Here is a 13633-nt window from a genome sequence, read left to right as displayed (position 1 = left end):
CCCGGCGCCGCCCGCGCCCGCTCGTGAGGACGCGATGAGCATCGCTGGCGTCGCCGCGCCGGCCCGACCTAGGGTGAGGGCATGGCTTCCCCCCGCCTCCCCCTCTCCGCGCGCCGCCGGATGCTGCTCGCCACGGCCGGCGCGACCCTGCTCGCGACCGCCGCCGCCGCTCCCGCGGGCGCGGCCAGCCTGCCCGGGGTCGCCGGTCCGCCCGCCTTCACGCTGACCCCGCAGGGCGGCAAGACCGGCATCCTCCGCGACCTCGGAAAGCGCCTGCCGCGGGCCTCCGTCGGCGCCGTGCTCGCCAGCGCCAACCGCGCCACCGGCCCGGTCGGCGGCGCGCTCTCGCCGCGGCCGGCCGGCTTCCAGAACGGCTTCCGCTTCAACCGCGGCGACGACGGCACCAGCAAGTGGTTCCCGCAGGGGATCTCCGGCACCGGCGACGCGACGCCGAGCGGCCTGGTCGACGGCCGCCGCGCGCTGCTGGTCAGCTGGTACGCCCGCAACCCGGTGACCAAGAGCGGCACCGTCGCCCCCGGCGTCCGCGTCACCTTCGCGACCGCCGAGAAGCTGGCCGCGTCCCGCTACCGCCACGTGCTGCTGGTGGTGCCGAAGCGGGTCGGCGGCCGCGCCTCGTTCACCTGGACCCCGAGCCACGCCGGCGGCATCGCCTGGGTCGGCAACCGGCTCTACGTGGCCGAGACCAACGGTGGCCTGAGCGTCTACGGCACCCGCCGGATCTGGCGCGTGAAGACCGGCGACAAGGCGCGGATCGGCTGCGACGCCGGCGCCTGCCAGGCCGCCGACTACCAGTACGTGATGCCGAAGGTCGCCGCCTACCGCAACAACACCAGCGGGCTGCGGTTCTCGTCGGTGGCCTACGACCGCGCCAGCAACAACCTCGTCACCGGCGAGTACCGCAAGGCCGACGAGGGCAACGCGCGGATCGTCCGCTGGCCGCTGAACGCCAACGGCACGCTGCAGGCGATCGGGCCGAAGGGCAAGCGGCTGGTCCGGGCCAGCGGCGTCTGGGTCGCCCAGGGCGTGCCGAAGATCCAGGGCGTGCTCACGATCGGCACCACCGCCTACCTGTCGACCAGCGGCGACGGCCACGGGCTCTACGTCGGCCCGCTCGGCGGCGCGCTGGCCAAGCGGACCTGGCCGACCGGCGCCGAGGACCTGACCTACGCGCCCGCCAGCGGCCGGATCTACTCGCTGACCGAGCCCGAGGGCCGACGCGCGGTCTTCGGGGTCAGCCGCTAGGCCGGCGGCTCAAGCGTCGGGGTCGACGTCGAGCACGAGCTTGCCGGTCGTCCGCCGCTCGACCAGCGCGCGGTGCGCCTCGTGCGCCTCGGCGAGCGGCCAGCGGCCGCCGACGACCACCCGCACCTCGCCCCGCGCGGCGCGGGCGAAGAGGTCCCGCAGCGGCGCCACGAAGCGCCGCTCCGGGTCCTCCAGGCAGTGGAAGAGCCAGAAGCCGATCACCGACCGCGAGTGCTTCAGCAGATGGCCGGTGCGGATCTCGTTCTGCTGCTTGGTCGAGATCCCGCAGACCACGATCCGCCCGAAGGGACCGAGCGCCCGCAGCGAGCCGTCGAAGATCGCCCCGCCGGCCATGTCGACCACGACGTCGACCGGCCGGCCGCCGTTGGCCTCGACCAGCCGCTCGGTCAGCCCCTCCGGCTGCGGGTCGACGGCGACGTCGGCCCCCAGCTCCAGCGTCAGCGCCCGCTTCTCGGCGCTCGACGCGGTCGCGATCACGCGCCCGGCGCCCATCGGCTTGGCCAGCTGGACGGTCAGCGAGCCGGTGCCGCCGGCGGCGCTGTGGACGACGACCGTCTCGCCGCCCTCGAGCCGCCCGCAGGTCCGGTGCAGGTGCCAGGCGGTCAGGCCCTGGACCAGCAGCCCCAGCGCCTGGTCGTCGTCGAGCCCCTCGGGCACCGGCACGCAGAGCCCGGCCGGGACCACGACCTCCTCGGCGTAGGCGCCGCCGCCCCCGGTCAGGGCGACCACCCGCTCGCCCGTGTCCTCGCGGATCCCGATCACCTCCTGGCCCGGGATCAGCGGCAGGTGCGAGCGCTGGACGTACTTGTTCTCCCGCGCATGGGTGTCGGCGAAGTTGATCCCGACCGCGCGGACCCGGATCCGGACCTGGCCGGGACCGGGGATCGGGCGGGGAACGTGCTCGAACCGCAGCACCTCCGGTCCCCCGAACTCGTGCTGACGGACGGCGCGGATCGTGTCGGCCACGCGGGGACCGTATCGCGGCCCGCGATACGGTCCTGCCGTGGCCGCCGACGCCCCGATCCGCTCCCCCGACCTGGTCGAGCTGCGCGCGCTCGTGACGGCCGCCCGCCACGGCTCGATCGGCGCCGCCGCCCGCGAGCTGGGCGTCTCGCAGCCCGCGCTCAGCAAGCGGCTGCGGCAGCTGGAGGACGTGGTCGGGCTGCGGCTGCTGGACCGCTCGCCGCGCGGCGTGACCGCGACCGAGGCCGGCCGCCGGCTGCTGCTGTCCGCCCAGCGGGTGCTCGACGAGCTGGGCGACCTCGACCGGACGGTGCTGGAGCTGCGCGGCCGCCCGCGGCCGCTGCGGCTGGCTGCCAGCCCGGTCGTCGCCGAGTCGCTGCTGCCCTCGATCCTGACCGCCTTCCACCGCCAGCCGGGCCGCGAGCCGGTCGAGCTGATCGTCGGCAACTCCGACCTCGTGCGCGAGCTGGTGGCGTCGGGCCGGGCCGACGTCGGGATCGCCGGATCGGGCCCCGGCGGCGACGCCGGCCGGCCGGTGCTGGCCGAGGACGAGCTGGTGGTCGCCGTCCCCGCCGGCCACGCCTGGCTGACGCTCGACGCGGTCCCGCTGTCCGCGCTGGTGGCGACGCCGCTGGTGCTGCGCGACCCGGGCGCCAACCAGCGGCAGGTGCTCGACGCGCTGCTCGCCGCCCGCGGGCTGGAGCTGGCCCCGCCGCGGGTCGAGGTCGGCTCGACCCCCGCCGCGCTCGCCGCCAGCGCCGAGACCGGGGTCCCGGCGCTGCTCTCGCGGCTGTCGGTGCCGCCGGGATCGACGGTCGCGCTGCGGCCGATCGACGGCCCCCGCCTGGCGCGGCGGTTCGTCGTCCTGGTCTCGCCGGCGCGGGCCACGTCGGCCGCCGTCGAGCGGCTGGTGGCGGCCCTCCGCTCGCCGATCGAGCCATAACGCGGAGCTATGGGCTGAGGCGCGTTCCCGCTCTACCGGAGCGCGAACGGCGGGCGTAGCGTGGTGGACGTCGGTTCCCTCCCGACACCGCCACAGGCCGGGGCACCTCCTCCTCCCTCTCCTCCGCTCCGGCCCGCGGCGCTCTCTCCCAACGTCGCCCGCTCGGGGACCAGCGTCCTCGAGCGGTGACGTGGTTCCCCGACGACGGCCTTCCGCATGGAGCTCCTCGACCTCGCCCGCTGGCAGTTCGCCTTCACCACGCTGTTCCACTTCATCTTCGTCCCGCTGACGATCGGGCTGTCGGGCTACGTCGCGCTGATGCAGACCCGCTGGGTCCGCACCGGCGACGAGGTCTACCTGCGGATGACGAAGTTCTGGGGCAAGCTGCTGCTCGTCAACTTCGCGATCGGGATCGCGACCGGCATCGTCCAGGAGTTCCAGTTCGGGATGGCCTGGAGCGCCTACAGCCGCTACGTCGGCGACGTCTTCGGCGCGCCGCTGGCGATGGAGGGGCTGGTCGCCTTCTTCCTCGAGTCGACCTTCCTCGGGCTCTGGATCTTCGGCTGGACCCACCTGCCCAAGAAGCTCCACCTGGCCTCGATCTGGCTGGTCTTCATCGGGACCAACTTCTCGGCCTACTTCATCCTCGCCGCCAACGCCTGGATGCAGCACCCGGTCGGCTACCGGATCGATCCCGAGAGCGGCAACGCCGTCCTGACCTCGATCTGGGCGCTGCTGACCAACTCGACGGCGATCTTCGCCTACTTCCACACGATCCCCGCCGCGCTGACGACGGCCGCGGCGCTGATCACCGGGATCTCGATCTGGCAGCTCGGCAAGCGGCGCGAGGTCGAGTTCTACCGCCGCTCCGCCCGCTGGGGCCTGCGCGGGCTGCTCGTGTTCGCGATCAGCACCGTGCTCGTCGGCCACTTCTTCGGCCAGCTGATGGGCGAGCAGCAGCCGATGAAGATGGCCTCCGCCGAGGCGCTCTACGAGAGCCAGTCCGGCGCCCCGCTGTCGCTGATGGCGATCGGGCCGTTCGAGAAGAAGCCGAAGCGGCTGAGCTTCCGGATCGAGATCCCGAAGCTCTACTCGTTCATGGACACCAACTCGTTCAACGGGCGGGTCGAGGGGATCGACGACCTCCAGCGCAAGGACGCCGCCAAGTACGCCCAGTACGAGCGCGACCACGGCCGCGACCCGGCCAAGGCCGAGTACTACCCGATCATCGGCCTCACCTACTGGACCTTCCGGATCATGGTCGGCGTCGGGATCTTCCTGGCCCTGCTGGCCGCCGCCGGGCTGATCCTGGAGCGCCGCTGGCGCCACGGCCTGGCCGGGCTGGCCACCACCCGCGCCTTCCGCTGGGCGGCGATCGGCGGGCTCTTCGCCGGCTTCCTCGCCCACGCCGCCGGCTGGATCTTCACCGAGCAGGGCCGCCAGCCGTGGGTGGTGACCGGGCTGCTGAAGACCGAGGACGCGGTCTCGCAGCTCGGGCCCTCGACGGTGGCGATCTCGCTCGGCGTCTTCATCGTCCTCTACTGCGTGATCGGCGCGATCGAGTTCTGGCTCTTCCGCCGGCTCGCCGACGCCGGCCCCGAGCCGCTGGAGCCCGACGGCGGCACTGGCGACCCGTCCTCCGCCCCCTCCCTCGCCTACTGATCGCCATGGACCTCCCCACCGTCTGGTTCCTCCTGATCGCGCTCCTCTGGACCGGCTACCTGGTGCTCGAGGGCTTCGACTTCGGCGTCGGGATGCTGCTGCCGTTCGTCGCCCGCGACGCCGACGACCGGCGGCTGGCGATCCGCACCTTCGGCCCCGTCTGGGACGCCAACGAGGTCTGGCTGATCGTCGCCGGCGGGGCGATGTTCGCCGCCTTCCCCGACTGGTACGCCTCGATGTTCAGCGCCATGTACCTGCCGCTGCTGCTGTTGCTGGTGGCGCTGATCGTGCGGGTGTTGGCGATCGAGTACCGGGTCAAGCACCAGGACGACCGCTGGACGCGGGCCTGGGACCGGGCGCTGGTGGTCTGCTCGTTCGTCGCCCCGGCGGCGGTCGCGCTGGCGCTGGCGAACGTCGTCCGCGGGATCCCGCTCAACGGCGACCACGACTTCACCGGCGATCTGCTCGACCTGCTGAACCCCTACGCGCTGCTGGCCGCGGCGGCGGTGCTGGCGCTGTTCGCGCTCCACGGCGCCTGCTTCCTGGCGCTGCGCTGCGACGGACCGGTGCGGCTGCGGGCCCGGCGGGTCGCGCTGGTGGCCTGGCCGCTGGCGGTCGTGCTCGGCGGCGGCTTCGGGCTCTGGTCGCTGCTCGACGCGTCGCCCGACGGCTCGGTGTCGCCGGTCGCGGTCGTCGGGCTGGTGGTGGCCGCGGGCGCGCTGGTCGGCGCCGGGCTGGCGATCCGGCGCGGCCGCGAGGGAGGGGCGTTCGCGCTGACCGCCGCCGCCGTGATCGGCGTCGCGGTGCTGCTCTTCGCGCAGCTGTGGCCGAACGTGCTGCCCTCGACCGGCGACCCGGCGGGGACGCTGACGATCGCCGACGCCGCCTCGACCCCCTACACGCTGAAGGTGATGACGATCGTCGGCGCGGTGATGACGCCGATCGTCCTCCTGTACCAGGGCTGGACGTACTGGATCTTCCGCCACCGGGTGCTGCCGGACGGCTTCGAGCAGGCGCAGAACCCGCTCCAGGCGCTGGCCGAGCGGCGCGCCGCGGAGAGCTGAGCGGTGCGCCCGCCCGGTCGCGAGCTGCTGGACGCCGTCCCCGGGCTGCGCGGGCAGCTGCGGCGGACGGTCGCGCTCGGGATCGGCGAGGCGGCGGCGACGGTCGCCCAGGGGCTGCTGCTGGCCCACCTGATCGCGATCGGCGTCGACCAGCGCGGCAGCGCGATCGGGCCGGCGCTGGCCGGACTGGTCGCCGCGGTGCTGCTGCGGGCGGCGCTGCAGGCCTGGGCGGAGACGTCGGGGCGAGCGACGGGCCGGCGGGCGGTGGCGATCCTCCGCGAGCGGGCCGTCGGGCGGGCGCTGGCGCGGGCCGCGCGGACCGCCGACGAGCGGCCCGGGGCGGTCGCCGCGGCCTGGGTCCACGGCGCCGACGCGGTCGCCGCCTACGCCGGCCGCTACCTGCCGGCGTCGGTGGTCGCCGCCGTCACGCCGCTGATCGTGCTGGTGGCGGTCGCGGCGGTCGACCCGCTGAGCGCCGGGCTGCTGGCCGTCGCCGCGCCGCTGGTGGTCGTCTTCCTGATCCTCGTCGGCCACCGCGCCCAGGCCGCCGCCGACCGCCGCCACGCCGCGCTGGCGCTGCTCGGCGGCCACCTGCTCGACGTGTTGCGGGGGTTGCCGGTGCTCCAGGCCCACGACCGCGACCGGGCCCAGGCGGCCCAGGTTCGGCGGGCCGGCGAGCACTACCGCGAGGGGACGATGGCGACCCTCCGCGAGGCGTTCCTCTCGGGGCTGGTGCTGGAGTTCATGGCGATGCTGGGGACCGCGCTGGTGGCGGTCGCCTGCGGGATCCGGCTGGCCGAGGGGATGATGGACTTCGGTCCCGCGATCGCGGCGCTGGTGCTGGCGCCCGAGGTCTTCCTGCCGCTGCGGCGGCTGGGGTCCGAGTACCACGCGGCCGCCGACGCCGAGCCGCTGCTGCGGGAGCTGGCGACGGCGGCGGGCGACGAGGCGGGCCCGGCGGCCGCGACCGGCACCGAGCCGGCACCCGATCCGCGCCACGCCCCGATCGTGCTGGAGGCGGTCAGCGTCCGCCACGAGGACCGGCGGACGCCGGCCCTCGACCGGCTCGACGCGACCCTGATGCCCGGCGCGACGACGATCCTCCACGGGCCCTCCGGCTCGGGCAAGACCACGCTGCTGCGGGTGCTGCTGGGCCTGACCGCCGTCGACGCGGGCAGCGTCCGCTGCGGCGACGTCGACCTGGCCGCGGTCGACCCGGAGGCCTGGCGGCGGCGGATCGCGTGGATCCCCCAGCACCCGGTGCTGCTGCCGGCGTCGCTGGCCGACAACGTCCGCTTCGGCGGCGAGGCCGACGACGACGCGGTCCGGCAGGCGCTGGCCGCGGTCGGGCTCGACGGGCTCGAGACCGCGCTCGACGCCGGCCTGGCGACCGCGCTCGGCGACGGCGGCCAGCCGCTCTCGGCCGGCGAGCGGCGGCGGCTGGCGATCGCCCGCGCGCTGCTGCGCGACCCGGCGCTGGTGCTGGTCGACGAGCCGACGGCGAACCTCGACCAGCGCAGCGCCGAGCAGGTGGTCGACGCGCTGGCCGGGCTGCTGCGCGGACGGACCGCCGTGGTCGCCACCCACGACCCGCTGCCGTGGCGGCTGGGCGACCGGGCGCTGGCGCTGCGGGCGGGGACGGTCGCGACCGAGGACGCCGACCCGGTCGCCCCGGTCGCCGTCGCGGGGGCCGGGCGATGATCGCGCTGGCCGTCCGCGCCCTCCGGCTGACGAACCGGGACGAGCGCCGCGGGCTGCTGCTGGCGACCGTCGCCGGGGTCGTCGCGGCCGCCGCCGGGACCGCGCTGCTGGCCCTCTCCGGCTACCTGATCGCGCGCGCCTCGCAGGCCCCGCCGGTGCTCTCGCTGACGGTCGCGATCGTCGCCGTCCGCGGCTTCGGCGTGCTGCGCGCGATCGCCCGCTACGGCGAGCGGCTGAGCGGCCACGACGCGACGCTGCGGATCCTCGCGCGGCTGCGGGCGGCCGGCTTCGCCGCGATCGCCAGCGGCCGCAGCGACGGGCCGCTGCCGGCCGGGACCGCCGCCGGCGACCGGCTGGTGGCCGACGTCGACGGGGTCCAGGACGCCTACCTGCGGTCGCTGGCCCCGATCGCCGTCGCCGCGGTCGTCGGCCTGGCCGCGCTCGCCGCCGCCGCGCTGGTGCTGCCGGCGGCGGCCGCGGTGCTGGCCGGGGTGCTGCTGGCCGGGGCGGTGGCGCTGCCGGTGCTGGCGGCGCGGCTGGCCCGCGACGCCGCATCCTCCCGGGCCGGCGCCCGCGCGACGCTGGTGCAGGACGTGGCGACCGCGCTCGACGCCGCCCCCGAGCTGGTGGTGGCCGGGATCGCCGACGCGCAGCTGGGCCGGGTGCGGCGGAGCGGGGCCGCGCTGGCCGCGCTCGAGCGGCGGGCGGCGCGGGCCACGGCCCTGACCACGGCCGCGGCCGGGGCGGTCGGCGGGCTCGGCGCGGCGGCGGTGCTGCTGGTGGCGCTGCCGGCCGCCCGTGACGGCGCCGTCGACCCGGTGCTGGTGGGGATGCTGGCGCTGCTGGCGATGGGGGTCGGCGAGGCGATCGCCCCGCTGCCCGCGGCCGCCCGCGAGCTGCGCGCGACCGCCGACGCGGTCGCGCGGGTCGACGCGCTGCTCGCGGCGGCGCCCGCCGAGCCCGCGGAGGCGGAGCCGGCCCCGGCCGTGCCGCTGGCCGCGGGCGGCGTGCGACTGGAGCGCGTGAGCGTCCGCCGCGGCCCGCGGACGGTCCTGCGCGACCTGACGCTGGGGATCGGCGACGGTGAGCGGGTGGCGCTGACCGGACCCAGCGGCTGCGGCAAGAGCACGCTCGGCGAGCTGCTGACCGGGCTGCTGCCGGCCGTGGCGGCCTCCGGTCAGGTCACCGTCGGCGGGCGGGCCCTGGCCGCGATCGACCCCCACGTCCTCCGCCGCACGATCCTCCACGTCCCCCAGGATCCGTACCTGTTCGACGCCGACGTGCGGGCCAACCTGCTGCTGGCGCGGCCGGAGGCGAGCGACGGCGAGCTGCGCGCCGCGCTCGAGGCGGCCGGCGCCGGACCGTGGCTGGCCGGTCTGCGGGACGGGCTCGGGACCGCGGTCGGCGAGCACGGCGGCCGGCTCTCCGGCGGCGAGCGGCAGCGGCTGGGGATCGCCCGCGCGCTGCTGGCCGGGGCCGGCGGGGCGCGGCTGCTGGTGCTCGACGAGCCGGTCAGCCACCTGCCGCCCGAGGAGGGCGTGGCGCTGCTGCGGCGGCTGCTCGACGCCGTCCCGGGCCGCGGGGCGCTGCTGATCGCGCACCGCGACGCCGAGGCCGCCCTCTGCGAGCGGCGGATCGCGCTCGACGCCGCCGCCTAGGAGTCGGGGGCCGCGCTACCGTCCCGCGTCATGCGTCGCCGGCTCCCGCTGCTGCTGCTCGCCCTGCTCCTCGCGCTGGTGCCCGCGGTGCCGGCGGCCGCGCTCGACAAGGGCCTGCAGGACGACGCGATGCTGCACTCGCCCGACCCGAAGGTGCGCGAGGCGTTCTGGCGCGACGTGCGGGCGGCCGGCGTCCGCTCGGTGCGGACGCTGGTGCGCTGGGAGGGCGCCCACCGGCGGGTCGACCCGGCGGTGCTGGCGGTGCTGCGCCAGGCCGGGCAGGACGCGCGCCAGGCGGGGGCGCGGCTGATGGTCGGCGTCTACGCCCCTCTCGCGCGCCACCACCCCGTGAGCTGGCGGATGAGCGCCGGCGGCTACCGCCGCTACCGCGACTTCATGCGCTCGCTGGCGGCCGGCCTGCGCGAGGGCGAGGTCCCGCTGGCGGCGGTGATGACCTTCAACGAGCCGAACTTCCGCTCGATGTGGCCGCAGCGGCGGGCGAGCGACTGGGTGCGGCTGTCGAACCTGGGCTACGCGGCGCTCAAGCGCGAGCTGCCCGACGTGCCGGTGCTGGTCGGCGACACCTCCTCCCAGGCCAGCGCCGGCGGCGGCTCGACGATGCCGGGGGCGTTCCTGCGGCGGGCGCTGTGCGTCGACGCCGGCGGCCGCTCGCTGCGGCCGACGGCCAGCTGCCGGACGCGGCTGCGGGCCGACGGCTTCGCGATCCACGCCTACGACTTCCTGCGGCCCGACCCGCGGACCCCGGTCGCCGACCGCGACGAGTGGACGATCGGCAACCTGGCCGCGGTCGGCCGCCAGCTGCGTGCCCTAGCCCGCGCCGGCCGGATCACCCCGGCCGCCGCCCGCAACCTGCACGTGACCGAGTACGCGCTGCGGACCTCCGGCGCCCGCGACATCCCCCGCGCCGCCGCGGCCCGCTACCTGCGCTCGGCCTGGGCCGCCGCCCGCCGCGCCGGCGTCCGGACCTTCGTCTGGTACCAGCTGCGCGATCCCGCCGGCGACCACCGCTGGACCTCGGGCCTGCGCGGCACCCACGGCACCGCCCGCCCGGCCTGGGACGCCTTCCGCCGGCTGCGCTGAGGCCCGGTCAGGCGGCGACCGGCACCGCCCGCGAGGCCAGCCAGGCCTGGAAGTCGGCGATCGCCGCGTGCAGGTCGGGCGTGTCGCCGTGCTCCAGCCACTCCAGCACCAGGCCCTGGAGGGCGGCCACGATCAGGACGGTCAGCGGGCCGGCTGCGGTCCGCAGCCGCAGGCCGCGGGCCTCGGCCGAGCGGCCGGCGTCGAGCACCAGGTCGCGCAGGCGGTCGTCGAGGAAGCCGGCCGAGGCCCGCAGCCGGCGGTCGGTGATCGCCTCCGCCCGCAGGCCGAGCCAGGCCACCAGCAGCGCGCGGTCGGTGGTCAGGCTGCGCCAGAGGCGGTCGAAGCCGACCTGCAGGGTCAGCTCCGGGTCGTCGATCCCCGCGGTCGCCGCCTGGACGCTCGCCACCAGCCGATCGCCGACCCGGGCCACCACCCGCTCGATCAGCTGCTCGCGGGTCTCGTGGTAGTAGAGGACCAGCCGCTTGTCGACCCCCGCCTCGCGGGCGACGCTGGCGATCGAGGTCGCGGCGAAGCCGTCGCGGGCCAGGCAGCGCAGGCACGCCTCGACGATCTGGTCCGCCTTCTCCGCCCGCCGGTCGCTGGCCGTGCGCTCCACCATCGGCTCAGCATAGGGCGAGCCTTTCACCGATCGGGGAAACATGTTGTACGGTCCCGGCATGACCCTGGCCGCCCCCCGCTCCTTCGCCCACCAGCGGGCGGGCCACTGCGGCTCGGGCGCGATCCGCGACCTGCTCGAGTTCCACGGCCTCGACCACGGCCACGGCCCGGTCAGCGAGGAGCTGGTCTTCGGTCTCTCGGGCGCGCTCGGCTTCCTCTACCTGGACGCGGTCCCGGCCCCGGCGCCGCCGGTCTACCTGGTCGGCCGCACCGCCGACCTCGAGCGCGACATCGCGCCCCAGCTCGGCGCGACGCTCGACATCCGCCGGACCGACGACCCGGCGCTCGGCTGGGCCTGGGTGCGGGACGAGGTCGACGCCGGCCGGCCGCCGATGATCTGGGCCGACATCGGCCACCTGGAGTACCTGCGGGTGCGGATGCACAACACCCGCCACGACATCGTCGTCGTCGACCACGACGAGGCGGCCGGGATCGCCTGGATCGCCGACAACGACCGCGACGAGCTGCAGCCCTGCTCGCTGGAGAGCCTGGCCCGCGCCCGCCGCTCGGACGCCTTCCCCGGGCCCGCCGAGCACACCACCTTCGTCTACGGCTGGCCGACCGCGCTGCCGCCGCTCGGACCCGCCGTCCGCGCCGCCGCCGCGATCGCCGTCGCCAACATGCGCGGCGCCGGGCCGCCGCTGGCCGGGTTGCCGGGCCGGACCGGGCTCGAGGGGATCGCCGCGCTGGCCGACGACTACGGCCGCTGGCCGCAGCGGTTCGGCGACCAGCTGCCGGAGGCGCTGCGGGCGCTGTGGGCGTTCATCGTCAAGGCTGGCACCGGCGGGGCGATGTTCCGCTCGCTCCAGGCCGGCTTCCTGGAGCAGGCCGGCGAGCAGCTGACCGACCCGACGGTCGCCGCCGCTAGCCGCCGCTACCGGCAGCTGGCCGAGGCCTGGGCCGCGCTCGCCGTCGCCGCCGAGGCCGACGACCACGCGGCCGGGGTCGATCCGCTCGCCGCCGTCGCCCGGCTCGAGGTCGAAGCCCTCGACGGCCTGGAGGCCTGCGCATGATCCGTCCCGACGGCTCGCTCGAGCACCACCCCCACTGCCTCGGCTGCGGCAGCGAGAACCCGGCCGGGATGGGCCTGCGGATCCGCGCCGAGGGCGACCGGATCCGGGGCGAGGTCCGCTTCGACCGCCGCCAGGAGGGCGCGCCCGGGATCGCCCACGGCGGGGCGGTCGCGACCGTCCTCGACGACGCCCTCGGCAGCGTGCTGATGCTGCTGCGGCGGCCGGCGGTGACGGCCAACCTGAACATCGACTACCGGGCCCCGGCCTTCCTCGACCGCGACCTGCGGCTGGAGGCCTGGAGCAGCGGCGTCGAGGGCCGCAAGATCCAGCTCCACGGCGTGCTGCGCGACGGCGAGACCACGATCGCCGAGGCCCGCGCGCTCTTCCTCGAGGTCGATCTGGAGCACTTCCGGCGCAGCGGCCAGCCGCTGCCGGACGCCTGGGAGGGGTGGCCGCAGGCGCCGGAGACCCCGATCGCCCCCTAGCGCGGGCGATCGGCGCGGGCCGGCCGGCGCCCCTCGCCGGTCCGCGGCTCGCTAGGGTCGCCGACCATGACCGTCACCGTCGTTGGGTCGATCGCGTTCGACGCCGTATCGACCCCCACCGACAGCCGCGACCGCATGCTCGGCGGCGCCGCCTTCCACTTCGCCCAGGCCGCCTCGTTCTTCACGGACGTCCGCGTCGTCGGCCCGGTCGGCGACGACTACTCCGACGACGACATGGCCGTGCTCGCCACCCGCGGGACGAACACCGACGATGTCGAGCGGGTCGCCGGGGGCAAGACCTTCTTCTGGAAGGGCCATTACCACGAGGACCTCAACACCCGCGACACGATCACCACCGAGCTGGGCGTCTTCGAGACGTTCGAGCCGAAGCTGTCGGCCGCCAGCGCCGACGCCGACGTGCTCTTCCTGGCCAACATCGTGCCGGCGATCCAGCGGGCGGTCCGGGCCCAGGCCTCGAAGGCCAAGTGGGTCGCGCTCGACTCGATGAACCTCTGGATCGACATCGCCCGCGACGACCTGGTGGCGGCGATCGGCGAGGTCGACTGCCTGATCCTCAACGACGAGGAGCTGGGCCAGCTGACCGGCGCCCGCACCACCTACAGCGCCGCCCGCGCGATCTTCGGCTGGGACCAGGCCCCCAGCGCGATCATCGCCAAGCAGGGCAGCTACGGCGCCCAGCTGTTCACCGCCGACGGCGGCGGCTTCACCGTCCCGGTCTTCCCGCTCGAGGACGTCGTCGACCCGACCGGCGCCGGCGACAGCTTCGCCGGCGGCGTCACCGGCTACGTCGCGGCCCGACTGGCGGCCGACCCGGCGCTGACCGTCGACCGCGACGTGCTCGCCGCGGCGCTCGTCTACGGCACCGCGACCGCCTCGCACAACGTCGAGGGCTTCGGAGCCGAGAAGCTGCTCGACCTGCCCGGCGACGCCCTCCTGCAGCGGGTCGACAAGCTCGGCGCGCTCATCGGCTTCGACGACGTCCGGGTCCCGCTCCGCGGCTAGACGCCGTCCGGCGCGCGGCCGTCCGCCGCGCGCCTCCTCGCCCGTCGCGGCGTCGACG

12 protein-coding genes are annotated in these 13633 nt (G+C 76.2%); 10 read left to right on the top strand and 2 right to left on the bottom strand.

Annotated features, from left to right (window positions below; translation table 11 throughout):
• Positions 1-81 precede the first annotated feature (81 nt).
• Positions 82-1263 carry a hypothetical protein gene (locus tag SH587_RS03605; RefSeq protein WP_320669196.1) on the top strand — a complete coding sequence of 394 codons (1182 nt, stop codon included), beginning with the start codon at positions 82-84 and terminating at the stop codon, positions 1261-1263.
• Positions 1264-1272: 9 nt separating this feature from the next.
• Here the strand turns inward: SH587_RS03605 and SH587_RS03600 are convergent, their stop codons facing one another.
• Positions 1273-2250, bottom strand: a complete 978-nt coding sequence (locus tag SH587_RS03600; RefSeq protein WP_320669195.1) for a quinone oxidoreductase family protein — start codon at positions 2248-2250, stop codon at positions 1273-1275.
• 37 nt (positions 2251-2287) lie between these two features.
• Between SH587_RS03600 and SH587_RS03595 the strand changes: the two genes are divergently transcribed.
• The 6 genes from SH587_RS03595 to SH587_RS03570 all read left to right on the top strand — a co-directional run bounded on the left by SH587_RS03595 (position 2288) and on the right by SH587_RS03570 (position 10376).
• The gene (locus SH587_RS03595) at positions 2288-3190 is read left to right on the top strand and encodes a LysR family transcriptional regulator (RefSeq protein ID WP_320669194.1); all 903 of its coding nucleotides are present in this window, start codon (positions 2288-2290) and stop codon (positions 3188-3190) included.
• A gap of 216 nt (positions 3191-3406) precedes the next feature.
• A complete protein-coding gene (locus SH587_RS03590; RefSeq protein ID WP_320669193.1) occupies positions 3407-4852 on the top strand; it encodes a cytochrome ubiquinol oxidase subunit I in 1446 nt (481 codons plus the stop codon).
• Positions 4853-4857: 5 nt separating this feature from the next.
• A complete protein-coding gene (cydB, locus tag SH587_RS03585) occupies positions 4858-5916 on the top strand; it encodes a cytochrome d ubiquinol oxidase subunit II (RefSeq protein ID WP_320669192.1) in 1059 nt (352 codons plus the stop codon).
• 3 nt (positions 5917-5919) lie between these two features.
• A complete protein-coding gene (cydD, locus tag SH587_RS03580; protein ID WP_320669191.1) occupies positions 5920-7617 on the top strand; it encodes a thiol reductant ABC exporter subunit CydD in 1698 nt (565 codons plus the stop codon).
• Positions 7614-9275 carry a thiol reductant ABC exporter subunit CydC gene (cydC, locus tag SH587_RS03575; protein WP_320669190.1) on the top strand — a complete coding sequence of 554 codons (1662 nt, stop codon included), beginning with the start codon at positions 7614-7616 and terminating at the stop codon, positions 9273-9275. The genes cydD and cydC overlap by 4 nt, the downstream gene beginning before the upstream one ends.
• Before the next feature lie 30 nt (positions 9276-9305).
• Entirely contained in the window at positions 9306-10376 is a 1071-nt protein-coding gene (locus tag SH587_RS03570) for a hypothetical protein (RefSeq protein ID WP_320669189.1), read from the top strand.
• A gap of 7 nt (positions 10377-10383) precedes the next feature.
• Here SH587_RS03570 and SH587_RS03565 read toward each other — a convergent pair whose 3' ends face one another.
• Entirely contained in the window at positions 10384-10995 is a 612-nt protein-coding gene (locus SH587_RS03565; RefSeq protein WP_320669188.1) for a TetR/AcrR family transcriptional regulator, read from the bottom strand.
• 58 nt (positions 10996-11053) lie between these two features.
• Here SH587_RS03565 and SH587_RS03560 point away from each other — a divergent pair, with 58 nt between their 5' ends.
• From SH587_RS03560 to SH587_RS03550, 3 genes are all read left to right on the top strand, one after another.
• Positions 11054-12067: a BtrH N-terminal domain-containing protein gene (locus SH587_RS03560; RefSeq protein ID WP_320669187.1), complete on the top strand. Its 1014-nt coding sequence runs from the start codon at positions 11054-11056 to the stop codon at positions 12065-12067.
• Complete coding sequence (locus SH587_RS03555; RefSeq protein WP_320669186.1) at positions 12064-12552, top strand: PaaI family thioesterase; 489 nt, start codon at positions 12064-12066, stop codon at positions 12550-12552. Before SH587_RS03560 ends, SH587_RS03555 begins: the two co-directional genes overlap by 4 nt.
• 66 nt (positions 12553-12618) lie before the next feature.
• Positions 12619-13575, top strand: coding sequence for a PfkB family carbohydrate kinase (locus tag SH587_RS03550; RefSeq protein WP_320669185.1), 957 nt, complete (start codon positions 12619-12621; stop codon positions 13573-13575).
• Positions 13576-13633: the final 58 nt, after the last annotated feature.

It is taken from the genome of Patulibacter defluvii, assembly GCF_034096925.1.
Classification (GTDB): Bacteria; Actinomycetota; Thermoleophilia; order Solirubrobacterales; family Solirubrobacteraceae; genus Patulibacter; species Patulibacter defluvii.
Note: the sequence above shows the minus strand (reverse complement) of the source record. Positions and strands in the feature narration are given on the sequence as shown.